Source organism: Pedobacter duraquae (genome assembly GCF_004362245.1).
Lineage (GTDB): Bacteria > Bacteroidota > Bacteroidia > Sphingobacteriales > Sphingobacteriaceae > Pedobacter > Pedobacter duraquae.
In genome coordinates this window covers 247,155-273,566 of sequence record NZ_SNWM01000004.1, presented here as the reverse complement: position 1 = coordinate 273,566, position 26,412 = coordinate 247,155, and the positions used below count along the sequence as shown (strand labels likewise).

The following is a 26,412-nucleotide window of genomic DNA, read 5'->3' as shown; positions in this document are numbered from 1 at the left end:
AGTTATAGTTTTGAGTCGTTATCGATTTTTGCTTTCAAGATCTTTCCCGCCTGACTGTTCCTCAGTCGTTCAGATAACAAGGGGAATAGCGTTAATGGAGTTCCCCAGAAAGTTGGAATCTCATCTTTGTAAGAAAACCTTCCTGACAAACTATTTATGGTATCAAAAGTAGCCTGGGAATCAGGGTTATGCTTGATAAGTTCCAGCACATCTTTATAGTCATTCTTGGAGGAAAGGGCATAAGCATCATATAACGCCGCCAGCTTACCTCCCGCGACAATTTTTGCATCTCTCGCATTGATCGCAGATGATACTTCTAGCGTCATACTATCCAGGGTAATGGTTTTCACAACCCTGTCATAACGAGATGGCCATACAAAATTCCGGTACTTTGATTGAATTTCTTCTTTTGAAATATTGCCGCGCCGACTAAAAAATATCGAGGCCTCTTGGTAGGGGCGCCCTGCTAAATCAAAATTACCCTTAAATTCGAATTTGCCGTCAGTTACCGGCTCGACCTGAAAAACCTTGTCGCTGGAAAGAGCCACCTGATAGGATATTGTCATCAGATAGGCATACCTGGCATTTGTGGTATCTAATATCTGCCCATCAATCACGTAGTTGATGTTTTGTGCGGTCAGCCACAAAGGACCCATCAGAAATAGAAGAATTAACCTTGTTTTCATAATCAAGCGATTTATAAATACAAGGTAGTGATTAAAACTAAAGATTTAGTATTAAAACTATGCAATTAGTTTTCCGTGGCTGCACGCCTGGGCAGGGCCGGTTCAGGAAACTATAGCCTCGCTTGAATTGGCGGGTCTATTTTCATTCGATAAGGAAAGGGCAATTTCATTCTCAATTCGCACGCCTCACCAGTATATTTACTGTTAATCTGTTTATACCAATGATTTTACGAAATATTTGGGAACCTCTTCGTAGCCCTGCCTGATATAAAATTTATGCGCCTGGGTTCTTCTCTCATGACAATGGACTTCAATTCTGTCGCATTTTCTATTTTTTGCCAGCTCAGCACAATATTCTTCCAATAATTTACCAATTCCATTACTTCTGGCAGTACCGTCAACTGCAAAATAACTTATCCTTGCAAAATCGCCTTCAAGCGCTAGCTGACATATAAAATGAATCGACATTACCGCCAAAACTTTGTTGTTTTCTTCGTAAACTATGAGCACTTCGTCTGGATGTGTCATTAAGCGGTTTAGCTTTTCTTGCATGAATTTTTCAGTCCCAGGATACCCCAGTTGGTTGAGGAGGGTAACTATTGGATCGAGGTCCCCGGTGTTCGCTTTTCGTATTGCCATCTGATGTTTTTAAACACTTCCAAATTGCATTTTTTATTGATCTGATAAAAATATAAGTAGGTCAATTCTTTCAGAGATATTTTAGGTTTATGCATGGGTCACATACCCTAACTTATTAAGTTAATCGTAGTCCTGACTTAACAGTTTTAAGAGCTTCCGGATAGATTCCTGAGTAGGAGCGGCGAAATCCTGGATTCCATCGAGCGCCTCTGCTCCAAGGGTAGTTGCTCTGGCTAACATCTGCTGTTCGAAGGCCGACATAGCGGTAGGCAGATCTGCATATTCACCATTCGTCAAACATATACTTAGGTCTAAAGCATCCAACATTGCTGTATTTACGCCTTCTCCAGATGGTGGCATTAGGTGAGCGGCGTCACCAATTAAGGTGAGGTTTCGTTTTGTTTCCCATTTCTGATCCAGCGGAAAATAGTCCAACGGTCTCGGAATAAATTGCTTGCACGCTTTAAAGAGCGTAAAAAACAATGGGTTCCAGCCTCTATAATACTTGATCAGGTAATTATACACATCATCTGCATTTCCAAAATCAATCCCACTGGTACTAACCCAGTTTTCCGGATAAAGTGAGGCGGCATAAAACGTCAGACCGCGGTTTGCTCTGGGCTGTACAGCAATAGTTTTCCCGATACCCATTCCAATAAGATTGGCGTTATTAACCAATGCGTACATTTCAGCACAATCCTGCTCTGGATTGTCGATATCGCCTTGAATGATAGTAGCACCAGAATACACTGCCTCGATATCGGTTACGTAAGATCTGATTTTTGATCGGTAACCTTCTGCTCCAATTACGAGATCTGCGGTAGCAATTGAGCCATTCTTGAATTTGATCGACCAGCGGTTATTATGCTCCGCCATTTCTACAAATTGACTATCCCAAACAACGGTACCCGGTAACAAGGCATCGATTAATAAGTCTCTGAGTACCCCTCTATCGATCTCTGGCCTGAATTGCTCGCTATCAAATCCCACCGTGGTCTTTTGGATGTGTTCATCCAGTAGCATATTCCCGGCTTGATCCAACATGCGGTAATTATCTGCTCCAGGAATATAACTTGCTTTGAAAGCATCCATCAGGTTAGCAGCTTTTAGGACTTTTAAACCTGAATCAAAATGCAGATCTACGATTGCTCCCTGTACACGTGCTTCCTGACTATGATCCCGTTCATATACTTTTACCTTCGCTCCCTTAAGCTGTAAAAGCCTTGCTAGCGTTAAGCCGCCCGGTCCAGCACCTACGATAGCTATCTCCTTATGATGAAGTAGATTTATTGTTGATTCCATTTTATATCGTTTTTATTGATACAAAGGAACTCGATATTGTCAGGGTAAACAATGTCTATACAGAGCGAGTATAGGACTAATCGAAGATTTTATTTCGGAAGGCGAGCGGTGTCATGGCGGTAATCTTGGTAAACAGACGTGTAAAATAGGAGTAATCAGAGTAACCAAGCTCACCAGCAATTTGCTTTACAGATCTATTGGAATGAAAAAGCAGTCTCTTGGCTTCCAGAATAGTGCGGTGTTGAATGTGCAAGGAAACGGATTTCCCTGTTGTGGCCCTTACACATTCATTCAGGTAAGGTGTAGAGATGTTCAACCGCTCCGCATATTTAGAAGGACTCTTTACAGTAGCGAAATCACGTTGCAATAAGATTTTGAATGATTTTGTAATCACCTCAAATCGTGTAGCGTTATCTGTGGTTGTATTTTTTGCCAAATATTGAGATATGACCAATGAAACCAGGGTGTTGCAGCTTTCCTTGAGAATGGCGTTGTATAACTTTTCATGTTTCCGTGCAGAAAAGCGTATACATAACGAACTTGTTTCTGCAATTAGTGCCTGCGTTTCTGGCGTTAACGATAGCGCGTTTACAGGGGTGATGCTTTCCAACAAATTCAGGTTTTCCTGATTTAAGTTTTCACTGGTGATAATCCAGTTGGTGTTTGTGGCGTTTTCGAAAGAAATTAACCGGTGTATCTGATCGGGGTTGATGTAAATAATTGAAGAGGGAGCGATGTGATGCTCCTCAAAATCTATTTCAATGTGGGTAGTTCCTTCCTCTTGTAGAATAAACAAATGTCCATTATCCCGATGCGGTCGTTCTACCTCAATAGCATTAGGTAGTCCATCGCAAACAGTCCTTGCTATCATTATTCCTTCTCTGGTCCCAGATGGCATTGTATTGACAGGGATGTGATTGCTTTTTATGCTGACCTGACCTTTAGCCTCCGGTTCCTTTTCTGGTAGTGTCATGATTAAAGATAGGAATAAAGAAACTGAAGTTCTCTGTTGATAGCTATGCTTAGCCTTATATCGAAAAAATAATATATAGCGTTTAAACTGTAAACATTATCCAATTGAGTCTGTTATACCGGTATCATCAACATACTTAGAAAAATGGGATTATTTAAAACAATTGTTATTAGTGCTGCGGTATACGGTGCTTATAAATTCTTCACTGAAACAGACGCACTGGGAAGAACCAGGCTGGACGAAATTAAAGAGCAGGTTCCTGAGTTAATAGGCAAAGCAAGGGCTATTAAGGAGGATCTTACAGACGGTTATTTGCCTCAGGAATATTAAAAAAAACGCTACTGACCTTCAGTAGCGTTTTTTTTAACGGTTTGTTGCAGACGGATTGTTAATTTCTAACTACTAAGATCCTTTATAAATCGCTTGTCGGTCAATGATTTAAGAAATTCTTCAATGTCTTCTTTTTCCTGTTCGGAAAGGTTAATTGGGGTTGAAAGCAACGGGTCTCTACCAATGGAATGAGGGACTACCTTATCAGGATCATTATAATAGTCAATCACCTCACGCAAAGTTTTAAATCGTCCATTATGCATATAAGGCGCTGTTAGAGCTATGTTTCGAAGCGGGCCGATCTTAAATTTCCCCAAGTCTGTTTTCTTTTTCGTGAGAACCGCCCTTCCGCTATCTGTCAAAAGTTTTCCGTCGAAAAGACCGATGTTTCTAAATTCGCTGTTATTGAAGTCAGGTCCAAAATGACATTGAAAACAGCGGGCTTTGCCATTAAATAATAAAAAACCTCGCTTAACAGACGTACTAACAGCGTTTTCATTATCGGTTAACCTCCAATCATCAAACGGCGAGTTATTGGTTTCTAATGTACGCTCAAAAGCAGCTAATGCTAAAGCAAGGTTTGTTGCGTTCGGATACTGGTTAAACACGCGATAAAATGCTTTCCGATATTTTTTATCCCGGTTTAATCTTTTGATCGCCAATGCTATGGGGAGGTTCATCTCTACCGGATTAGCAACGGGCAGGAGCGCCTGTTCTTCAAGCGTTGATGCTCTTCCGTCCCAAAAAAAACTTGCTTGTAATGCACTGTTCATAACCGAAGGCGCGTTCCTAGTTCCTGTACGTCCAGATACACCCGGACTAATCGCAATAGTATCAGCAAAAGCAAATTCAGCTTTGTGACAAGAACTGCAACTAATTTTCCTGTTGCCAGAAAGTATCGGATCAGAAAAAAGCATCTCGCCTAAGCTTTCTTTTGTTGCCGGTTCCGAACTGTTAAATGCAGCCATCGACATGATGATAACAAACGCTGCAAAAAATGTAAAATAATAAAGCTTCTTCATGAGGAGCTATTATTTTTTAGCTGCCGGCAATCGCTTATATACAAACCCGTCAATGCCCTTTCTGCGCTGGGCGCAAGTATCCTGAATAACATTAAACTGGACAGAGTCTTGTTTACCGAAGAACTTGAGTTTGTAAGTCGCGTTATATTTTGCGTTGCAGATTGGATCAGCGATAAATAGCGTATCATGTTTAACCTGGTATGTGCCTGTTACAAAATTCTTTTTGTTGGCAAATCCGTCATAAATGCCGTTGGTTTTAAATACGGCCAAAATTGTAAGTGGACCCTCAACATGTTTCGTCGACCATTCCCAGCGACCGATTAATGGGTTGGTGTCCTCTGTAAAAGAGAAGTTAATAATTGAGATGGCCAGCATGGTGGCAAAAAAGACTTTTTTCATAGTGGTATGATTAGTTGAACAATACCACAAAGGAACATTAACCTAAAGCATCTGAGGTTTGACGTAGTTGCAATTCGTCTTGAAAACGTTGCAATTTGTTTTATTTTAATGATTTGAAGCTTCAGTTGGGGAGAACCCGAAATGTTTGGAGAAACTAGTCGAGAAGTTTTTTGGATTCCCATATCCTACCATGTAGCTGATATCAGCTACAGTACCTACTTTGTTTCTTAATAGCTCATACGCATGCTGCAGCCTTACAATCCGAATCAAGTCGCCAGGACTTTGAGCAATAACAGCCTTTAATTTACGATGTAATTGCGTACGGCTTAAGTTCATATCATCAGCCAGTAATTCCACGCTATACCGTTCATCGTCCAGGTGCGTTTCAACTAGCAGCAGAACCCTATCCAGGAACACTTTTTCCATGGCTGGTAAATCAGCATGCTGTCCTAGCCAGGCATCCGTTTTGCCGTATTGTTGCTGCAGTTGTTTGCGTATAGCGATTAGATTCTTAATTGTTATGAATAACTCCCGCTCATCAAAAGGTTTATCAAGATAGGCGTCAGCCATTATTTCTAAGCCTGTTATTCTGTTTTCAATCCCACTTTTGGCAGTTAAGATGATCACTGGGATGTGGCTGGTCTTTTCATTTTGTTTAAATTCTGAACAAACCTGATAGCCATCCATAATCGGCATCATCAAGTCTGTGATCACCAAATCCGGTATTTGTGCAATTCCTATATTTAATCCTTCTTCGCCATTAGACGCCTGTAGTACGCGGTATACCGGATGCAAAATACTGCCGATAAAATCTCGTAGTTCCGGGTTATCTTCTATCACTAGAATCAGAGGCAATTCCTTGTCTATGTTCGTCAATTCTATGTGGTCAAGTTGGCCACGACTAACACTGGACTCCAGAATATTTGCTTTCTCTTGCTCTATAACTGCTGCTGTTTCGTTTATAGGCAAGTGTACAGTAACCTCAGTACCCTTACCTTCGATGCTGTTTAGTGCCATATTTCCACCTAAAAGCGTAACAAGTTCTTTAGTGATAGCTAAGCCGATACCAGTTCCTTCATGTGAACGGCTGTCGGATGGATCTGCCTGATAAAATCTGTCGAAAATAAAAGGTAATTTTCCTTTCGGGATGCCGACACCGGTATCCCTAATTTTCAATTCAAGCCAGTTAAGATCTGCGTTTTTTCTTAACGACAAAATAATCTGGCCCTTTGAGTTTGTGAATTTCACAGCGTTCGATAATAAGTTGAGCACGATCATCTCAACTTTGTTCTTATCGATTAGCAACCAGAGTATTTCCCAATCTGATAAAAACCGTAGATCAATCTGTTTTTCATTAGCGAGCGATTCAAAAGATAAAAAATTACGTCTTATTAAGATGATGAGTTCAGTAGGGGTGTTGCTTAGTTCCATTTTTCCTGCTTCCAATTTAGTGAGATCAAGCATTTGGGTAATTAATTGGAGCAAGCGTTCGGCATTTCTTTGGATGGTGTTTGCCTGTACTATAGTTTGCTTATCAGTTACACGCGTCAATATTTGTTTAATGGGGCCCAGTATTAATGTGAGTGGTGTACGAAATTCGTGCGTCAGGTTGATCATGAAACGCGATTTAACGGCATCCATTTCACGCAGTTTTTCTGCCTGCGCCATTACTTCTGTTGTACGTTCGACAACAGTATACTCCAGTTGTTGCGCTTGCTCGGTTATCAATCTCAACTTTTCTGCTTCCTGGGTGGCATTGAGCTCAGATAGTTGCTGTACATGTTGTAGTTGAAGACTTAGGTTACGGTTGGTACGGGCGAAGTCAAGCGCGAGGTAAATCGAAAAACATACTGGTAAGACCAATAAACCTAAACTCATCCACTGATTTATTAATTCTTCATCCTCAAACAAACCGAAGAAATTTACCCCGACAATAAAAAAGAATAGTGCTAGAATAAACATGCCTAATCCAATGAGCCAGACCCCCGGTTTGCGCTTTCTGATAGCGACGATGATTGCTCGAATCCCGTCTATGTTAACGAGTAAATAGTAGAGATTGAGGATGGGTGATAGCTTATTAGCAACCGCACAACCGCAATCAACACTTAAATATGTTAGATAGATAAGTAAGCCTGATGTAACTGAAGCTAAAATTATTATGCGCCACTTAGGCAAAACTGTGTAGCTTACAGCATAAAACAAAAGACCGATAGCAAAAGTGCTCAATATGACAACTGCTGAAAACACGTTATTCGCTACTGCCTGTAGTGCTGGGTCTGTGGTGTCATAAATTACGAAGCGAATGACGATAGTGGAGGCTGAAAACAGTACGAAGAGACTATAAATTAAATTTTGCTTTTGTTTGGGGTACCATACAAACAGAAAAATATGTAATAATGCCAGTGCCAGCTGCGCCCCGGCGCTAATTAGTAAAAGGTCATTGCGTTGCATACTTACAGATGCGGCGGCAGACATTTGCTGGTAGGTGCCTAGCCAGGTTTCGAAGCCGATAAATTCAGGGAAATAATTATTAGGGTTACTATAACGAATTGCAAGCAGGTGTGGCCCGCCATCGTTTATCAGAAATGGAACAATGGTGTAGGCGGCGCGTGCTGCTACAATATTACTTTTCACCTTTCCAACTTTACCGTACCCACCAATTTGCTTCCCATCCAGATATATTTCAGACGCACCGTCGTGGTTTATGCGTAAACCCAGCATTTTGTTTTGGAAGGAATTATTCGAGCTGATCCATAACCTGAACCAACCAATTCCACTCCAGCCTGCTAAAAGTTTGTTACTTCCAAAGTTGGTTGAGACCGGCGTCCAATTATTGTCACTTATGTTTGGGCTTCGCCAATGCGGGTTATCACCCTGTTTGTAAAACCAGTGTGCATGTTGAAGAGGTTGGCCTTTTGGATATTTGGCAAGGGTGTCAGCAGATAAAATTAAGGGTTGCTGTTGCGCAAGGAGCGGTTTAACTGGTAAAAACAGTAAGCAGAATAAAAAGAATTTAAACAAGTATCTGGATAACGAATGCTTGCGCAGCGGTAAGGTTATCATTCCTGAAAAATAACGATACATCCATTCTGAGCTCATGATTAAATCTAGCCATTTTTAGGATAACATGAAACAGTGGCTTGATATTTAGCGGAGTCAGTATCTGCGATTCCAAATATCGTGTTTGGGAATACCAGTAACAGGGCTGGTTGGCGACTTATTGTTTTGCTTTTTCAAATAGTTCATTCACATCCAGGCAGCTGCACCTTTCTTTCAAAAATGCATCGCTCTTTGTCATTTTATTTACCTTTATCACCTGGATACAATAATCTTCTTTCTTTTGCAGATTTCCGAAATAGAGTACCGGTGTTGCGAAGATCCCAAATACAAGTAACGCAGGAATCATATAAATAAACGTTTTGAATGCTACGCCTTCTAGCTGAATATGCTTGCTTTTATCTATATCCCCGGCGATAGGCTTAACAATGCGTTTTCCCCATTTGTACATCAATATTGCACCTATGGGCATTACGAGGAATAAAGAAATGTAAAATGCAATTTGTACAGTTGTGTGGTTCATGATATCAAAACAGATTTTAACTGATCTTGTTCTGAAACAGCTAAATATCTAACAATCTTCGGTGGTAATTTATCTGGCCTAAGTGATAGGTAAGATGAGTTGTCAGATGAACCAGCATGTATTCTGTCGAGGTCTTTGTATCAAGCACGATAACAGGGAATTCTTTTTCCAAATCTTCATGCTGCATGTTTCGGAGTGCATTCAGAACAACTATCGTCGTTTCATCAATTTTGACCAGCAGTTCAGTTTTAGGAATATCCTTCAAAGAGAATTCCAATTCACGATTCCTGATATACCCTGTTTTCCCAATTTCTTTTCCGATGTAAGTATTTAAGTTTCCTACTAAATGCAGGCAAAGGTTGCCCGCTGAGTTTGAAATACCATCAGCTATTTTCCAGATATTGGTTTCATTGCGGTATAAGCTGATTTCTTCCCGGAGCCTTTGCAAATCCCGGTTGAATAATGTTGTTAGTGTTTGTATCATCATGAGCAAGCAGCAGTGTCAATTTAAAGGTATGTAAATAAATGATCTTAGAGCACGGCCATATTCATATTTAAATAGCCGCTTTTAATAACTCCAAAGCTTTTTCCATTAGTTCGTCTCTTCCCTGAGTGATACCTTTAATAGTAGGATATATTTTATGGTCAATCCTGACACCAACACGCTGTGTGTGCGTACCATCAGGATAGTAAACACCTAGTCCAGATATCCTTGTAAAAATTCCTCCAGGAAGATAAATATTAGAAACATCGCCATCGGCACCGGCCGTTGTGCTTCCAATAACTTTCACATTAGGTGAGCTCTGGAATGCTATCGTTGTATATTCAGCCTGACTTTGGGTAGTTGAGTTGACAATAATAATGATTTTTCCCTTAAAGGCGTTGTCTGGTCGACCGAATTCCTGCCCGTTTACTATTTCAGGCTTGAAATGAAAGGCACCTGGGTAACCGATAGAACCTGCTGTTAACTTTACAAAAGAACTAGGTTTATCTTTAATGTAACTTCCAAAGGTAAAAGGCATAAAGTCTGCAGGATAGCAACGCATATCTATGATGATACCTTTAACAGTGCTAAATTTTTTCTTTATATCATTTAGCATACTGTTTTTATATTTTCCTGGATAAACATAACCGATGTCTTGATCTATTAGTTTGTAGGGTACGGCATGCTCAAATGTACGATCCTTAAAGAATGAAGCTAAATTTCCTGTTGGTACACGGTAATTGAAAACATTGCCATTCCTGCTAATTGTAAGTTTAACCTTCGGCTCATTACTTCTTAGTAAAAAATCTGTTGGCATGTCACGTAATTGGGTATCATAATTTGATGCTGAAGTATAGGGTAGATATTTTTTTACCAAACTGTCCACATAGACGTCATTAATTTTTTGAATAATGTCCCCAATGGCTAATTTAAACTTGACATCAAGTGTATCCGTGTTAAGGTCAGTTATGATTAGTTTACCTTCTATAAACTTAGCTTGAAGCGCAGCTAAGTAATTTCCCTTAAATTTGTTTAGCGCTTCATCATCGCCATAAAAACCAGCATGTGTGTCTTTTATTTTCGCGATAAGTTTTAATGTAGCCAAGGAATAATCTACTTCGTTACGGGCGTCTACAAATTCAGATAAAGAAGATGTTAATACCGTATTCCAATTCTCACCAATAAGGTATTTACTAGGGAAAAAATAATTAATCATCGCCCAGTATCTGTAAAGTGCCAGAAGGCGGTATCCAGTGTCTGGATAGAACATATCTGAATAAACACGTTCGTTAGTGAACTGAGGGTTGTGCGTATTTTCAGCCATCGAGATGTAATAATTTTCTCCGAGATTTCGATTATTTATTACGTATTTCAATTTCTCTTGAAGAGATTTGCTTAGTGTCGGATTATTCAGTAGCATACCATATTCCGGTCTGATCACAAATGAGGTAGAAGATATTTCTGCACATTTGTCGCAGTAACCTGGTGTGGGAAGCTTGTCTAGAAATTGTTCTAATACTGTGCTCAAAGATTTATTATTTTTAGCTTTGATGACGGGTGGCAAAAGACGAAAAAGCTCAGCGTCCCAATTATAGTCGCCTTTAGCAACGGCGGGATGATGATATTTTAAGAAGGACCAGAACTGCCCTGCAGCTGTTAAATTGATTAACAGTTGAGGATTTAGCTTAAATTGTTTGATTCCTGAACTATATTGATAAGCGGTATCTGCTTCTGCATTCAAAATGATTTTCTTAGAGAATTTTGCTTTATTCAATGGTTTTCCATCAACCAATACCTCCATATTATCAAACCAAGCTCTACCATCTCCAGTTAACAATCCGCCAATGTTTAGGCTGCGTACCTTTTCGCGGTTGTATGGGATTGAAATGGAAACAAATTTCCAAGGAGTTGTACCTTTTATGCCTTTGGCCAACATATTGTTAAATGCTAAAGAATTGCCTTTACCATCATCGGTCCGCATCCATAATCCCGCATAACCAGATATTACGCCTTCAGCCTTAATGTAACCTCTCAAGGTAATGCTGTCACACTTGATAATATCTTCGATTTTGTAGTTTATGATACCGTATGTTGACGCGCTGTTTACATTTTGAATGCTTATAGCATACTTCCCATGTTGTTTTATAGCGCTATCCATTGTCACAACGTAGCCTTTAGATTTTGTCTTGCTGAATGGGAATTTCCAACCTAGTGGTAAACCGGACTTGTTGTCCAGGAGTTCGAAATCACCATTAAATTTAGGTTGTGAAGGTGTGCACTGAAAAAGTAGAAGGATTATTAAGTAGAACAGTTTTTTCATATTGTGCGCTTAAAACCACAATTTGATTAATTAAACTCTTTAAAGTTACAATTTAACATTATCGAACCAAGACAACGCAAACTTCAATCACATATAGGTGGAAATCGTCATATCAACTAAAAATTAATTATGTAACCAAAGTGTCTCCCTTAAATAATCGATTCTTTTTAATAGGTGAGGGGTGACCTTTTTTTTTGCCAACTTTTCAATATAAATTTTGTTAAAGAGATAACATAAAACAAATACTTATGAAATCATGGAAATTTAGTAGGATAGCCCTGGCATTGGGGACGTTCTTCATGCTCACCTCTGCTGTTGAGGCAGGCAAGGAAACTGAGCGAGTTAATAAATCGTCAGAGGTTTTAGTAGCTTTCAGTAAAATGAAAGAGGGGATTCCCAGTGAACTTCTTGCCGGATCTGAAGGCGTAATCGTAATTCCTAAACTTATAAATGCTGGTCTTGGAATCGGCGGAAAGCGCGGTAAAGGCGTTGGGATGGTTAAACTGGCAAATGGTAAATGGAGCAATCCTGTGTTTATCACATTTACCGGTGGTAGTATCGGTTTTCAGATTGGTGTACAGTCAGTGGACCTTGTACTGGTGTTTAAAAATAAAGGTGTATTAACTAAAGTTAAAGATGGTGATTTTACGATCGGTGGAGATATTTCTGCAACTGCTGGTCCGGTAGGAAGGAGCTCAACGGCTAGTACAGATCATAAATTTGAAGCGGAAATCTATTCTTACTCACGTAGCAAAGGAGCTTTTGCAGGTATTAGTATCAACGGGTCAAATTTGTCAATAGACAAATCTGCTAATGCGGCATTTTATGGAAGTGGAATTAGTTCACAAACAATATTTGATACCTCAGTATCTACAAACGCAGCTGTTAACCGTTTGAAAGCTACTTTAGCAGCATTATAAGTCGACAGGAATTGATCACCCCGGGCAGTAATGTTCCGGGGTTTTTTGTGAGATAACAGTTTGATTGCCTAAAATAAATATACAGAAAACATAATTTTCCACGCCATAGTAATTAATCGGGTTTCCTCACCAACTTACTCGCGATATTTTTCAATGTTTGATCCAGCTCTAAGGCTGAATTATACAGATGCTCATAAAATATTTCGTGTTGTTCCGCATTCTGTTCGGTATCCTTTAACAATGCGCACAAACCAATGATATTAGCCAGATGTTTACGCGCTTCGTGAGAATTAATAAATGCAAGTTCTCGGGTTTCTGCATGATACAGTAATTTCTGGTATTTATGTTTTTGCCTTACGTTGTTGTAGAATAAACCAACAACTATTACAGTTAAGCCAGCCATTATAATTGCAAAAATGAGAATCGTTTTTTCTTTTTTATAAAGCGTAGTCTTGGCACGGTAAGAAGCGTCCATCTGATCGAGCCTGATTTCCGAAGAAAGATCTGCAACACGCATCATTCGATTTCTATAAGCTTCAGACTCCGACAATGCTAGCTTATTATATTTATTTGCAGCATGATAATCACTTTTATTTTGAGCAATCTGGGCCAAAAGGATGTAGGATTGTAACTTAAGCTGCGCCGAGTTAATTTTATGGTCACTAATTAATTCTTGAGCTACTTTTTCTGCAGAATCTACAGCGCCTGATCTGTAGTAGGAGTCTGCCAAATACCATCGGTCTACATTTTTATAATAATTTCCGGGCATGGCAAGTTGCTCTTTAATTACTTTGACTGCTCCGCCAAAATTTCCACCCAAAATCAAACTAAAGTAAGACAATCGCCTGGTGATTCTTTCCGCATCCGGTAACGCTGTGCCTTTGAATCTGTTTACGTATAGATCCAGTGAATCTTTAACACCCAACTTGAAGTAGATTTCCGCCTTATTCGATATTACATAACTTGCAGGTCTGGATTCTTCCGGATGGTTGTTACAATAGGCCTGCGCTTGCCCAAGATAGGTTAACGCCTGATCATAAAGTTGGAGATGCATATACAAGTCTGCGATACCAATATCAATGGATACCTGCAATCGTGGATCATTTAAAACATCAGCCTGTTTACGTGCTAAACGGTAACTATGTATGGCACTAATATAATCACCATTATCTGTTTGCACGTAAGCAAGTGTAAGGTGGAATTTATAAAGTAAATAGTCATTGCTGTGTTGCTGAGCAATGGATATACTTTTTAACAGTAGCTTTTCTGCCATGTCAAGCTGGTCATTGCGGCGATATATCAATATTCTGGCGTATGCTACAAATTCATCCGCTCCTTTTTGATGGTACTTTTTTAAAGAGCCTCTGAGATCATTCAGACGACCATCAAAGGTTGAATTGACTAGAAATCTATTATTTAATAGCTCGGATAATTTTTTTTCTTTTATTCTTTCATCGCTAAGTTTTAAAATGCTCGTCAAGCTATCGGGAAATGCGCGCAGATCGGCAACAGCCCGATTGGTCAAAAAGATGCAGCAAAGTATAAGCGTGAACACCAAGTGTTTCGACATTGGCAGATGAGGTATAGATGAATATTTTTAGCTCGCCCGTAGTAAAAACTTACGCAAGACTGCCAAATATATCATAAAAGTCGTTCAGTTTACTAGAAATAAGTCTATTACATCCAATATTGGATTTCAATTCGAGCTTGTTTTCAGCTTAACAGATCAACGGTGTCTTTATCAATAGATTTCAGTTGAATGAACCGACGTGACTTACAATAATTATTAGGAGAATTTGAACCTCCTAACAATTATTAATGGCGCAGAACTTACAGTACTATACTATCCAGACCTCTTTGGAGCGCAATTTCTGCCTGACCAGTATAAGCTGAGCCTTCTACACGAAATACCTTTTGCTCTGTCATTCCCAGGAAACCTAAAATTCCTTTGAGATATGTTGAAACAAAATCCATCGACTCATAAGGACCACTGGAAAAAACAGCGCCGGAAGACATCGCAATGTAGACTGTTTTGTTCTTAATCAAGCCTTCAATGCCAGCCTCACTGTATCTGAACGTTACACCCGCGCGGGCAATATGGTCTATCCATGCTTTCAGTGCCGACGGAATACCGAAATTCCATAGCGGCGTACTAATTACAAGGATATCGGCCTTCAAAATTTCCGCGACGGCCAGGTCAGAGTGTTTTAGTGCCAGCTTATTTTTATCAGTTTGTTCGTCTGCCGGAGTGAAAAAAGCAGCAAGGGTTGCCTCTTCCAAATGAGGGTAAGGTTTCTTTGTCAGGTCGTCTACAGTAACTGTACTTCCTGGGTTGGCGTCCAGGATCTTATCGACAACTGCATTGCCTAATTTCGTGCTATACGAATTATCGCCTTTTGGACTAGAAATAATGTGAAGTATCTTTTTCATGTTGTTGAATTATTTTTCGACAGCAAACTTAAAGACGCTGGCTTTCAAATTGATACTACTATCCCAAAGGATACCAGTATCTTTTGGGATAGTAATTATCTTTGTGTCAATGGAAAAAGAACTCGAATTGGCCGACAACGCTAGAGCCGTTTGTGCCAAACTGAATTGTGCGGAAGGTGTTTCTGGCATCCGGGATGCCTTATATGTGCTCAGCGGGAAATGGAAATTCCCCCTAATCTTTGCCTTGTCTCAAGGTCCTATGCGGTTTAAAGACATTCAGCGCTCGTTGGGTGATATCACGCCAAAAGTACTTACAAAGGAACTTAGAGAACTTGAACTGAACGAATTTGTTGTTCGAAATGTTTTTCCCACAAGCCCGGTTACCGTAACCTATGAATTAATGCCTTATAGTCTTACGCTGGATAAGGTATTACTTGAACTCAAAGATTGGGGTATTCAGCATCGGCAACGACTAGTGTCAAATAGGAGAGGGAACTGATTAAAGCAGCTGATAAATTATACCAGAAAATCTTGGTGGATCGGCAATAGGCTGTATCTTTGATACACAATCTTATAAAAAGCTACTATGGAACTTCCTGCAGATATCTACGATAAATTAACAACGCTTGCCGAGCAAGGTGATGGATACGAAGAACAAGAAGACTTTGCACTTGCATTGGAGTCGTACAATGAAGCATTGGCACTTTTACCAGAACCGAAAACAGACTGGGAGGCGGCAACCTGGTTATACACAGCTATAGGCGATGCACACATTAACCAGCAAGATTATGATGAAGCCTTAGAAGCATTTGAAAAAGCATTGGCGTCGCCTGATGGGACTGGAAATCCATACATCTGGTATAGCTTGGGACAAGTATTCTATCAGCTTGGAAACCTGGAAAAAGCTAAGTCACATTTTCTAAGTGCGTATATGCTGGATGGTGATGAAATTTTTCAGGGTGAGGATCCTGCGTATCTGGAGTTGATTAGAGGCGAGATTTCATAGGCCGACTTGTACACACGTTTTAAAGAAATTCAGAGTGGGGTAGTTGAAATAAAATAAAACCGGGAAAATTCAAATGCCGTTTGAACTTTCCCGGCTAGTATAATCCGGTATATTCCATAGCTATGCTTCTTTATCAATTGATCTGGCCAAGATAAATACTGTTTGAGACATCCAGCGTTTCATCTGTTGCACAGAAAGCCATGTACACGTGCATGGTATCATTGATGTACAATTCATTGATAGCTAGTTCGTCGCTGAGTGTTTTTCTACGCGCACCAGAGGTATCGTAAACAAACAGATCTTTTGCAGGGAAGTAGGCCAAAAGCATGGTGCGATCGTTTCGGCGGTCGTTTGCTAGACCTTCAAATTCCCACTTAAATTCCAGTCCCTCGGCATTTTTTGTAACTGATGGATTTTGGGGTGTAGGCAAATTTCCTTGAGCAAGACGTACTTTATCATACAGAATATCTGTTTTGCTTTTATCCGGATGAATTGCATTCAGGCGGTTATAAGATACCGCCAGATTATGGAAATTGCGTGTTGTGCCTGCCGCTGCACCACTAAATCCCTTTGTTATAAAAGGTTTGATTTTAACGAAAAACTTGATTAAAACGCTTTGCCGATTCGACGATTGAATTTCATTTGGCGTACGGGCCGCCGTTCGTGAGCCAATCCCTCTGGCTAAGTTTTGTCCATTTGATTCATACCATACGACCTGGCCGACTTTGCCGCTTACAGGGCCATGAATTCCATTTTTTGCAATTCCCATGATTGATAAGTTTAAGTGAATATTAAATCAATATAGGTATAAGTTACTGTAAATAAAAGGAATGCGCTTATAAAAAGTTCTATGTACACAAATCCAACACTGATATTTAACTCAGACGACATACACCTCTAACGCATCTACAGCTGGGTTAGGGCTGCGTGGGGGGTGTGTCGGATGTGCGTTTGTGCTGCGTGTTTCAATAACTTTTTAGCAATACGATTTAACTTCTGGTAAAATGTGTACCTGAACAATAACCAGCTTAATTTGATGTGGCTATCGCCAAATAGGCATTCCCACATGGACTGTTAGCCTGCGGACTTTTTTAGAATGGCCACTGCGTTTTCCATTTCTGCTCTGGTCAGATTTCCAAAACCTACCCGCATAGCTGCGATTTTGCTGTTTTGATACATCAACGTTTTGGGGATGAATAGATTGTTTTTATGGCATCTTTTTGCCAGCTGCGATAGGTTAACTTTTTGCTTCCAGCGTAGCCAAAAAGCCAATCCCCCCGAAGGGAGGTCAAACTCAATTTCATCTGCCAGATGTTCGTTGAGCAATTCCGCAAAATAGTCACGTCTTTCCTGATAAACCTTCAACGACTTTCTCATATACCGGTGGATTTCTCCATCTTCTATCATTTCGCCTAATACCTGCTCCATCAGTATATCGCCCTGCCGGTCTATAATGCCCAAATATTTTCTCATTTCAGCCATGATATTGTCCGGCGCAACAATAAAACCTGTTCTGAACCCGGGAGCGAGTGATTTGCCAAATGATCCTATGTAGACTACCATCCCTGAGCTATCGGCACTACAAAGTGGCAAAACGGGACTTTTGGTGTAATGAAAATCGTAGTCATAATCATCTTCCAGGATCACAAATCCATACTTAACAGCCAGTTCAAGTAGCTGAATTCTACGTTGTGGACTGAGTGTAACTGTGGTAGGATAATGATGATGGGGGGTAATGTAGACCATCCGAACCTTTTGTGTTTTGCAGATTATTTCGATAGCATCAACGTCGATTCCCTGTTGATCTATTGGTACAGTTTTGATATGCGCACCATTTTTCTGCAATATCATATTTACGGAGAAATATCCCAATTCCCCAACCAATACCAGATCGCCCTCTGTAAGCAGAATTCGTGATGTGATATACACACTCATTTCCGTGCTCCTTGTAATCAATAAATTTTTACCGGAGATATGCAGTCCACGGGAGAGATTAAGGTAATTGCAGAGGTTAGCCTTGAAATATTCGCTGCCTTCCTGATTATAGCCGGTCAGTTTTTTTCTGTTTGACTTTCTCTTTAAATTAGCACTATACCGATGCGACAAATCGCTGATTTGTATAAGCCTGATATCGGGAATTCCGTCATTGAATACATACTCACAGTCAGAAAATTCAAAGGGATCATCCAGAATGTTTGTCTGCGTAAAACTGAAGCCGGTGAAGGTAGGATAGGATGCTGGCTGTAGATTTTCTCCTCTGTGTGTTTTAGATGCCACTGGATGTGTGCCGTGCAGAATAACTGTGCCTTTGTTCGGTTTTTTTTTGACCCATTCTTGTCTTTCCAATTCCTCGTAGGCTGCTACTATAGTGTTGCGGTTTACCCCAAGAATCTTGCTCAAGACCCGGGTGCCGGGAAGGTTGATACCTGCCATTAAATGACCCCGTAATATGCAATCAATTATTCTATCGGCAATTTGCCGATAGATGGGCATCGATGAATTTGAGTTAAGCTGAATAAGACTTTTGTACGGTATGTCAACAGGGCTATTCATCTTATAAAAACTGTGCTCAATTTAGAATGCTAAGCTAGCGTTTTTTTTAAATACGGTTTGATTACCGTTGATAGTAAACAAACCGTAATCAGGAAAAGCAGTCTATCCGATGCCTTAGTCTTAAAAAGACACGTATTTAATACCCAGACTAGCCCATCGGGATGGAAGCGGGATAGCCCCAATTTCATAATACGTAGTGTTGAAAATATTTTGCGCATCTACTGATATTGTTAACTTTTTTACCGTTTGGCTGATCCTAAAGTCGTTTATCCAATAAGAAGGGCCGGATACACGTTGATTGAATCGAGTGGCTACCAAAACGGAGAAATTGCGATATTGATAGTCGACAGTATTTGTTAACTGATGTTTTAGCGATGAGATCTGATACTTAGAGATAAGTCTGGATTCCATATCACTAAACTTTGATTTCAGATAGGAATATCCGAGGTTGATATTCAATCTGGCGTCGCTAGAAATATTTCCGGTGTAGTTTGCCCGCGCATTTACACCCCTGGTAAACATATTACCAAGGTTATTACTTTGAAACGGATCCGTATTTACGCTGCGTGTCCAGTCTATAAAACTGCTGATACTTCTGTAAAATGCACTCGTGTTGAAAGTGATATGTCTTTCAATAAATTTGAAACCAACTTCGCTCTGAAAAGCATTTTCGGGTTTCAGATTTGGATTTCCGATGTTTCCGGGACGCTGGTCAAGATAGAGATCTGTAAAAGATGGAAGTCTTTGGCTGGTACCTACGCTTCCTATGATTTTAAATAAATCAGTTATTGTATAACTGGCATCAATTCCTGGATAGATCTGCCATTTGTAGTCTGAATTATAATTGATATAAGTCCCGAGATTTACGTTAAGCTTTTCCATCAGATCGGTACGGTATTGTGAATAGATCCCCAGGTTTCCCCGACGGTGCTGGCCAATATTTGACGAACTTATGTGCTCGTTTCTTACTTCAGCCCCTAAACTTAATTCGCCGGCGACTGTTTTATAGACCGAATTGAGTTCTGCGGCTGCTGAGTTTGTATAGTGTTTACTTACACCCGCATTGAGATTGCTATTTCCAAAATATCGGTAATCATCAAAATTATATCTGTAACTTAATTTTGGAATTAATGTCCATTTGTCATTTAAAATATGTTTTGATTGTGCTGAGGCAAGCGTAGTCTGAACATACTCGGTTGAATTTTTATCGCCTGGCGATGCGTAAAATCCGTTTGCCCCGAAACCGTTTTTAATGTAACCAAACGAAGTGCTTATTTCATTGAATTCGTTGAGTTTATAATGGCCCAGGTAAAGTAGCTTGTTATTTTCAAATCCTGTATTATAACGATAACCATTACTTTTATCATGTGACCCGAAAAACGAATGTTGCTGGTTATCTTTACTCAAAATTGCACCTAACTGAATCCCTCTACCATAAAATGTGTTTCCCGTTCCAGTAGTATCTTTCTCGAAATTTGTGCCTGCGTAAGTATTGACTACAATTCCTGACTTTGTAGGCTTCTTAGTAATGATGTTTATGGCTCCAGTCAAGCTGTTTATTCCATAGATCCTGGCAGCCGGCCCCCTAATCACTTCAATTCTTTCTATCGCTTCTACAGGAATTGGAAGATTCAGCATATTGTGCCCTGTCTGCGTATCAATGATTTTGATTCCGTTTAACAGCACAACCGTCTGTTCAAAACTTCCGCCATCAATGCTGATATCGGCCTGACCGCCGAAAGGGCCGCGTTGTCGAAGATCTATTCCATTTGCGTATTGCAGTAATTCCTGAACAGTGCGGGCCGGTAGCTTCGCTATCATTGCCTGATCAATCACATATACATTTCTATTCTGTTTAGATATTGGGGTATTGAATCCGTTTTCGTTGATCACCACTTCATTGATCAGGATTGTGGTATCTTGTTTTTTCTGGGCATATATATTACCGCATAACAAAAGGAGCACAGCAAAATAAATCTTCGTCATCTTAATTAATTTTTTTCAAATGTAAGATGTCGCCGGACTAATATACTATGCCGGTTTTCAGAAAGTAGCTAGTCCGGTAAGGTGTCAAGTCTATTGATGTACTGACAAGTAGTTCATCTATTGAGACGTACGACTCTTTTCGTTAAAGGTTTTCGAAATTTGCTCGAGCAGGGAATCAATATGAATAGGTTTGGAAAGGTAATCGTCCATGCCGGCAACAAAGCACGCATTTTTATCTTCTGACATCACGTTGGCTGTCATGGCGATAATCTTCGGTTGGTGACCACCAAAGCCTCTGATGACCCGCGTTGCCTCAAGACCGTCCATTTCTGGCATCAACACATCCATCAGCACCAAATCATAGTTTTTCTTACTAAATTTTTCAACTGCTTCCAATCCATTTGCGGCCAGGTCAGCTGCATAACCAAGTTTATTAAGTATCCTGGTAGCCAGCTTCATATTTATCGGATGATCTTCAACCAGGAGAATTTCTAAAGGATATTTATCCGCAAACTCAACATTTAAGGTGTTGGTGTTTCCATCTTTATCTTTAACTGTCAGCATTTGCTGGTGTAAAGTCTGATGGACGATCTTTCTCAACTGTTTGGTCTTAGCAGGCTTATTAATTACTGCTGCAAAAAGGTCTGTGTTGCGGTGTTTACCCTCATCACCAACCGAACTCAGGAGAATAATCGGGATGGTGCTGTTTTTCGCTCTTACGGCTCTCGCAAGTTCAATGCCATCCATTTCCGGCATCTGCATATCTGTAATCAACATATCTGGCTGATCCGGGCCATCGATGTACTTTAGCGCTTCGGTTGGGTCGCTATACACGATGGGTTGAAGATTCCATTGCTCTAGTTGCCCCTTTAAGATTCTGAGGTTTGTATGGTTATCATCTACTATAAGCACCTTCTTGCCGGCGTTTTGAACAGGATCAACAACTAAGAGCTGATGTGCATCGGGAGATCCTGCTACCGATCTGATTGTGAATCCAAATACCGTTCCTTCGTCAACCTTGCTGCTTACATTAATCGCACCATCCATCAACTTTACCAGTTTTTCACTAATAACCAAGCCCAATCCGGTACCTCCATATTTACGGGTATTTGACGAATCAACTTGCGAAAACGGCTTGAACAATTTGTTAAGTTTTTCTTCAGGGATCCCGATGCCCGTATCACGGATTTCAAAAAGAATGTCAACGACATCATTGAGTGTACCAAGGTGTTTAACAGATACATGAACTTCGCCCTCTTTGGTAAATTTCATAGCATTGTTTACCAGGTTTATAAGTATTTGGCGCAGACGAAAAGCATCACCCACAAGGATTTCAGGTAAATTATGGTCTATTTCATATAACAAGTCCAGTTGCTGTACTGTAGCGCGTTTGGCGAATAAATCAATTACATCTTCAATGCATTTGTGCAAATCGAAGCTCATCTCTTCAAGATCGAGGTTGCCGGATTCGATTTTTGAATAGTCAAGGATATCGTTAATTACATTTAGAAGGGCTTCGCCGCTGGTGCTGATTACGTTCACATAGTCTTTCTGCTCGTCGTCCAGCGTAGTTTCAGTCAGCAACGAGGTCATACCCAGAACGCCGTTCATGGGTGTACGGATTTCGTGACTCATTGTTGCTAGAAAAATGCTTTTGGCCTGCGCTGCTTTTTCAGCATCCAAACGTGCATCTATGGCTTCCTGATTAGAAATTTTGAGTTCGTTGTTTAATTTCTCCAGGGCATCCTGATGCGCTTTCTTTTCTTTGATGTAAGCCATCATCGAAAGCTGAATACCATTGTATTTTCTTAAGTGGTGTGCCCAGAGGCCTGCAATAAAGAAAATTACTCCAGTTAGTACAATGTGAATTACAATCGTGCGAACCTCCAGATAGTCTAACGTGGTGAAGTAGACTTCGCCATAACCAAGACTTTGGATATAATTTAGGGATAAATGATGGATGACGACAAAAATCATCATTGGAATCTGCAACCTCCAATTCTGATAGGTAATCAAAATAGCACTACCTATATAGGCGAAGAAGTGCATTTCGAACATACCGTGCATTTGAAATATAAACTGGGCCATGAAAATTCCAAGACAAACGCTAAGTACGTATTGATACAGATCAGATTCTGGGAGTGCCCATTTTATGGAATAATAGGCTAATAGATTCAGTCCGCCCACACCCAGAGCTATAGTCCAGGTATCGTAAAAAAATGCGAGGCCGATGCCTGTGAAGAAAAAGGCGATCATAAAGTAATTGATCAGCCTGTCGGAACGCTCTTTAACGTTTGAATTATATGCTTCGAGTGTTTCCGTTATCTGGGCTAGAGGTACATCAGTCGTATTTGACATTATTTTCCACAGTTAGGCAAGGTACAACCATAAGCTTTCAATGCATATTTGTCAAGACCGGATAAAAGTTGGTGTTTCACAACACCTTCTATAGCCATCTTTGCATAGTTTGTTTTCATATCTGTGCAATACCTGCTCTTGTTATAATTTCCACGGTAATATAAAGTTTGATCTTCTTTTAAAACCACAGCTTGAGGTGTAGAATAAACTCCGCAGGCTGCCGCCACTGTACTATCGGCATAAACGGGTACTTCGAAACCAAACCTTTTTTGAATTTCTGACGCTGTGTAGTGTTTGTCAGACAGGAGTATTACCGCGAAGTTGACCTGATCCTTATAAGTTTTGACTAACGCTTTGAACTGGTCGATGTTAAACCGGGAACATGGACACTCAGGATTAAAAAAATGAAGGAATATAGGTTTGGTATGGTCCGTTTTAATTTTGTCGTTTACGCTGATCTTTTTTCCGGGTTTTACGGTACGGTAATTTAGAGGAACAGGTGTGGGCAAGCTGTACACAAATTGATTGTACCAAAATAACGTAACGATAGTTACCAACAGAAAAGCTAGCCATGTGGTAGCAAGCCATTTTTTCATAAATTAAGCGAATTAGTCCCTCTGAGGTTTGTTAACACAAAACTACGGTTTTAGGGGGTATTCAGATTTTAGATTTTGTAAAAAAAATAAAATGAATGAAGCAAACAAAAGTTCGGAGATCTATTTCAGCCTTTTAACCGTCGTAAATATTTTATTTCTTATCCTATGTCAACGTGGGCAGCGTAGATAAGAGCGTACCTTGCATAAAAAAAAGAAACTATGTCAAGAATATTAAATATCATTTCAAGCCCACGGGGTGCGGCTTCAAACAGCATTAAATTGGCAGATGCCATTATCGACCGCTTAAAAGAGCAAGATCCTGCTGCGTTTGTGCAAGTACATGATTTAACAAACAAACCGTTTCCACATCTTGAGGAAGCTCATTTAAATGCATTTTTTACACCTGTAGAAAATCATACTGATTCCGATAAGGAAGCCATTAAACATTCTAACGACGCAATTAAAGAAATTATGGACGCCGATGTGCTTGTGATTGGTGCACCGATGTACAATTTTGGTATTTCGTCAGTTTTGAAGTCATGGTTTGACCACATCGCGCGTGCAGGGATAACCTTTAAATATACAGCGGAAGGCCCTGTGGGTTTATTAACCGGAAAAAAAGCATATGTTGCTGTTACAACTGGTGGTGTATACAGTTCGGGACCGGCTACAGGTTTTGACTTCGTTACGCCTTATATCAAAACTATGTTGGGCTTTATTGGAATTACTGATGTTACAATTGTAAGAGCTGAAGGGTTTGCGGTTGCTGAGCTACAGCAGACAGCGCTTGATAAAGGAATTGATAGTATTCAATTATAAATAGTTTTACTTTCGTTGTTCAGCCTTTCTCAAATAATGGATTGGGTGAACAGCATATTTAAAAGGTGTCTAATATTTGAAGAAGCGATTATGAAGGCTGAAACTATCCAAACGCTCCATCCAGATCCGGGTAAAACGAATAAGAAAATCACGGTGCTCAAGTACGAGTTGATTAAGGCTGAGTTGCTGTTGATCCTAAGCAAGAACGCGCTTACACACACCGAGTTGATGGAGGAACTTTATCAAAGGGTAAAAGATACGTTTGAAGGTGGTGTGCAGTGGTATGGCGAGACTGTTAAGTTAGATCTCGAAGCGAGAAACTTAATTGAAAGAACAAATAGTAAACCTCAAAAATACAGGCTGGTTGATTGAGCGGATTGGCCAATAATTGTAAACAATCAAATTAAGAGAAATATCATAAACATAAATTTGTAAAAGCAAGAACGCATAAACGTTCTTGCTTTTTTCGTTTAAATGACACCTTAGTTGTTCTGTTCTTGTCGCAACCAGCCCTCAAATTGTCACATATGCCCCTTATGCTACGATTCAAAATCTCTTATTTTTGATTGTCAAACCCTTAACCGACATCAAATTTATTTACTTATGCAACCTATTAAAGCACATCTTTGGTTCAACCGCCCAGCGCATGAGGCGGCCGAGTTTTACACTACTTTAATGCCTGATTCAGCGATCAGCTTTGTTAATCAGTTTTCGATACCAGGAGGCGAATGTGAGGTAGTTGAATTTACTTTTGCCGGGTATACGTTTCTCGGGATCAGCGGCGAAGCTCCTTTTAAGATCAGCCCGTCCATTTCTTTCATGATAAATTTTGATCCTTCACGCGATAAGGATGCTATAAAACAGATAGACGAGTTATGGAGTAAATTGATTGACGATGGAAAAATAATGATGCCTTTGGATCATTACCCTTTTAGCGAACGCTATGGGTGGGTGGCAGATAAATACGGTGTAAACTGGCAATTAATGCTGACGAAACCGGAGGGAGAGCAAAGGCCAGCTGTAGTTCCATCGCTCATGTATACAGGCGAAGGAGCGGGCAGGGCAGAAGAGGCCATTGATTTTTATTGCTCGGTGTTTAAAGACGGTAAACGTGGTATATCAGCCCGGTATCCTGGAGGGATGGCACCTGATCAGGAAGGTACATTGATGTATGCCGATTTCAATATAGATGAAACCTGGTTAGCGGCGATGGATAGTGCGCATCAACATGATTTTACGTTTAATGAAGCCGTTTCATTATTAGTTACATGCGATACACAAGAAGAAATTGATTATTGCTGGTCTGCACTTTCTGCAGGCGGAACCCCGGGCCAATGCGGATGGTTAAAAGATAAGTTCGGCGTATCCTGGCAGGTGTCGTCCGCAGTGATGTTTGAAGTATTGAAAACTGGCACTCCTTCACAAGTCGACCGTGTTATAGAGGTATTCAGATCCATGACTAAGGTTGATGTTGCAGCATTGCAACAAGCATTTGACAGTAATTAGCACAAAACGTCATGAAAAATGTGATATTTATAGTACTGTTAATTGCGACATCATTTTGTTTTGGTTTCGCATTCAAAACAGTGTTAACGAGCCAAACAAAAACAAATAAAAACATGAAAAAAGTAACAGGGATAGGAGGCGTTTTTTTTAAGTGTAAAGACCCTAAGAAAACCACAGAATGGTATCAAAAGCACCTTGGATTAGAGACAAATCCCTACGGCGCATCTTTTGATTGGTATCAGGAAGCAGACAGTGCAACAAAGGCATCAACGCAATGGACACCGTTTGCTGAAAACACCAAATATTTCGATCCATCTACAAAAGACTTTATGATCAACTATCGGGTTGAAAATTTAGTAGCACTCGTAGAAGAACTGAAGAAGGAGGGTGTTACTATTGTTGATGAAATTGAAACTTACGATTATGGAAAGTTTGTTCATATCATTGATCTTGAAGGAAACAAGGTTGAATTATGGGAGCCGATCAATAACAACTAAGATTTA

25 protein-coding genes are annotated in these 26,412 nt (G+C 40.1%); 8 read left to right on the top strand and 17 right to left on the bottom strand.

What is annotated here, in order from left to right; all coding sequences use genetic code 11:
• Positions 1-2: 2 nt before the first annotated feature.
• The 4 genes from CLV32_RS16755 to CLV32_RS16740 form a co-directional block, all read right to left on the bottom strand.
• A complete protein-coding gene (locus CLV32_RS16755) occupies positions 3-686 on the bottom strand; it encodes a hypothetical protein (RefSeq protein WP_133557627.1) in 684 nt (227 codons plus the stop codon).
• Positions 687-899: 213 nt separating this feature from the next.
• Complete coding sequence (locus CLV32_RS16750) at positions 900-1,325, bottom strand: GNAT family N-acetyltransferase (protein WP_133557625.1); 426 nt, start codon at positions 1,323-1,325, stop codon at positions 900-902.
• 120 nt (positions 1,326-1,445) lie between these two features.
• On the bottom strand, positions 1,446-2,627 hold the full coding sequence (locus tag CLV32_RS16745; RefSeq protein ID WP_133557623.1) for an FAD-dependent oxidoreductase: 1,182 nt from the start codon (positions 2,625-2,627) through the stop codon (positions 1,446-1,448).
• Between the two features lie 76 nt (positions 2,628-2,703).
• Complete coding sequence (locus CLV32_RS16740) at positions 2,704-3,600, bottom strand: AraC family transcriptional regulator (protein ID WP_133557621.1); 897 nt, start codon at positions 3,598-3,600, stop codon at positions 2,704-2,706.
• Between the two features lie 144 nt (positions 3,601-3,744).
• Between CLV32_RS16740 and CLV32_RS16735 the strand changes: the two genes are divergently transcribed.
• Entirely contained in the window at positions 3,745-3,930 is a 186-nt protein-coding gene (locus CLV32_RS16735; protein WP_133557619.1) for a YtxH domain-containing protein, read from the top strand.
• A 65-nt stretch (positions 3,931-3,995) separates the two neighbouring features.
• On the opposite strand, the gene CLV32_RS16730 is transcribed toward CLV32_RS16735, so the two are convergent.
• The 6 genes from CLV32_RS16730 to CLV32_RS16705 form a co-directional block, all read right to left on the bottom strand.
• Complete coding sequence (locus CLV32_RS16730) at positions 3,996-4,952, bottom strand: cytochrome-c peroxidase (RefSeq protein ID WP_208111034.1); 957 nt, start codon at positions 4,950-4,952, stop codon at positions 3,996-3,998.
• 9 nt (positions 4,953-4,961) lie between these two features.
• A complete protein-coding gene (locus CLV32_RS16725; RefSeq protein ID WP_133557617.1) occupies positions 4,962-5,351 on the bottom strand; it encodes a hypothetical protein in 390 nt (129 codons plus the stop codon).
• A gap of 105 nt (positions 5,352-5,456) precedes the next feature.
• Positions 5,457-8,450 (bottom strand): ATP-binding protein, encoded by a 2,994-nt coding sequence (locus CLV32_RS16720; RefSeq protein ID WP_133557615.1) that lies wholly within the window; start codon positions 8,448-8,450, stop codon positions 5,457-5,459.
• A 118-nt stretch (positions 8,451-8,568) separates the two neighbouring features.
• Positions 8,569-8,931, bottom strand: coding sequence for a hypothetical protein (locus tag CLV32_RS16715; protein ID WP_133557613.1), 363 nt, complete (start codon positions 8,929-8,931; stop codon positions 8,569-8,571).
• A 40-nt stretch (positions 8,932-8,971) separates the two neighbouring features.
• Positions 8,972-9,418 carry a DinB family protein gene (locus CLV32_RS16710; RefSeq protein WP_133557611.1) on the bottom strand — a complete coding sequence of 149 codons (447 nt, stop codon included), beginning with the start codon at positions 9,416-9,418 and terminating at the stop codon, positions 8,972-8,974.
• Between the two features lie 67 nt (positions 9,419-9,485).
• The gene (locus CLV32_RS16705) at positions 9,486-11,735 is read right to left on the bottom strand and encodes a S41 family peptidase (RefSeq protein ID WP_133557609.1); all 2,250 of its coding nucleotides are present in this window, start codon (positions 11,733-11,735) and stop codon (positions 9,486-9,488) included.
• A gap of 248 nt (positions 11,736-11,983) precedes the next feature.
• Between CLV32_RS16705 and CLV32_RS16700 the strand changes: the two genes are divergently transcribed.
• Positions 11,984-12,655, top strand: a complete 672-nt coding sequence (locus CLV32_RS16700) for a lipid-binding SYLF domain-containing protein (RefSeq protein ID WP_133557607.1) — start codon at positions 11,984-11,986, stop codon at positions 12,653-12,655.
• A 112-nt stretch (positions 12,656-12,767) separates the two neighbouring features.
• Here CLV32_RS16700 and CLV32_RS16695 read toward each other — a convergent pair whose 3' ends face one another.
• Together CLV32_RS16695 and CLV32_RS16690 are read right to left on the bottom strand one after the other, a co-directional pair.
• On the bottom strand, positions 12,768-14,225 hold the full coding sequence (locus CLV32_RS16695; RefSeq protein WP_133557605.1) for a tetratricopeptide repeat protein: 1,458 nt from the start codon (positions 14,223-14,225) through the stop codon (positions 12,768-12,770).
• 260 nt (positions 14,226-14,485) lie between these two features.
• The gene (locus tag CLV32_RS16690; protein ID WP_133557603.1) at positions 14,486-15,085 is read right to left on the bottom strand and encodes an FMN-dependent NADH-azoreductase; all 600 of its coding nucleotides are present in this window, start codon (positions 15,083-15,085) and stop codon (positions 14,486-14,488) included.
• A gap of 109 nt (positions 15,086-15,194) precedes the next feature.
• Here CLV32_RS16690 and CLV32_RS16685 point away from each other — a divergent pair, with 109 nt between their 5' ends.
• Together CLV32_RS16685 and CLV32_RS16680 are read left to right on the top strand one after the other, a co-directional pair.
• Positions 15,195-15,584, top strand: a complete 390-nt coding sequence (locus tag CLV32_RS16685; protein WP_133557601.1) for a winged helix-turn-helix transcriptional regulator — start codon at positions 15,195-15,197, stop codon at positions 15,582-15,584.
• Between the two features lie 87 nt (positions 15,585-15,671).
• Entirely contained in the window at positions 15,672-16,091 is a 420-nt protein-coding gene (locus CLV32_RS16680; protein ID WP_133557599.1) for a tetratricopeptide repeat protein, read from the top strand.
• Positions 16,092-16,224: 133 nt separating this feature from the next.
• Here CLV32_RS16680 and CLV32_RS16675 read toward each other — a convergent pair whose 3' ends face one another.
• The 5 genes from CLV32_RS16675 to CLV32_RS16655 form a co-directional block, all read right to left on the bottom strand.
• The gene (locus CLV32_RS16675) at positions 16,225-16,860 is read right to left on the bottom strand and encodes a DUF6266 family protein (protein WP_133557597.1); all 636 of its coding nucleotides are present in this window, start codon (positions 16,858-16,860) and stop codon (positions 16,225-16,227) included.
• A 305-nt stretch (positions 16,861-17,165) separates the two neighbouring features.
• Entirely contained in the window at positions 17,166-18,584 is a 1,419-nt protein-coding gene (locus CLV32_RS16670; RefSeq protein WP_262711526.1) for an aminotransferase-like domain-containing protein, read from the bottom strand.
• A 180-nt stretch (positions 18,585-18,764) separates the two neighbouring features.
• Positions 18,765-20,630: a TonB-dependent receptor plug domain-containing protein gene (locus CLV32_RS16665; protein ID WP_133557593.1), complete on the bottom strand. Its 1,866-nt coding sequence runs from the start codon at positions 20,628-20,630 to the stop codon at positions 18,765-18,767.
• A 117-nt stretch (positions 20,631-20,747) separates the two neighbouring features.
• The gene (locus CLV32_RS16660; RefSeq protein ID WP_133557591.1) at positions 20,748-22,988 is read right to left on the bottom strand and encodes a response regulator; all 2,241 of its coding nucleotides are present in this window, start codon (positions 22,986-22,988) and stop codon (positions 20,748-20,750) included.
• A complete protein-coding gene (locus CLV32_RS16655) occupies positions 22,988-23,584 on the bottom strand; it encodes a DUF6436 domain-containing protein (protein WP_133557589.1) in 597 nt (198 codons plus the stop codon). The genes CLV32_RS16660 and CLV32_RS16655 overlap by 1 nt, the downstream gene beginning before the upstream one ends.
• A gap of 219 nt (positions 23,585-23,803) precedes the next feature.
• On the opposite strand from CLV32_RS16655, the gene CLV32_RS16650 reads away from it, so the two are divergent.
• The 4 genes from CLV32_RS16650 (at position 23,804) to CLV32_RS16635 (ending at position 26,406) form a co-directional block, all read left to right on the top strand.
• Positions 23,804-24,403, top strand: coding sequence for an FMN-dependent NADH-azoreductase (locus CLV32_RS16650; protein WP_133557588.1), 600 nt, complete (start codon positions 23,804-23,806; stop codon positions 24,401-24,403).
• 90 nt (positions 24,404-24,493) lie between these two features.
• Positions 24,494-24,775 (top strand): DUF6958 family protein, encoded by a 282-nt coding sequence (locus tag CLV32_RS16645; protein ID WP_133557587.1) that lies wholly within the window; start codon positions 24,494-24,496, stop codon positions 24,773-24,775.
• A 231-nt stretch (positions 24,776-25,006) separates the two neighbouring features.
• A complete protein-coding gene (locus CLV32_RS16640) occupies positions 25,007-25,909 on the top strand; it encodes a VOC family protein (RefSeq protein WP_133557585.1) in 903 nt (300 codons plus the stop codon).
• A gap of 113 nt (positions 25,910-26,022) precedes the next feature.
• Positions 26,023-26,406: a VOC family protein gene (locus CLV32_RS16635; RefSeq protein ID WP_133557583.1), complete on the top strand. Its 384-nt coding sequence runs from the start codon at positions 26,023-26,025 to the stop codon at positions 26,404-26,406.
• Positions 26,407-26,412: the final 6 nt, after the last annotated feature.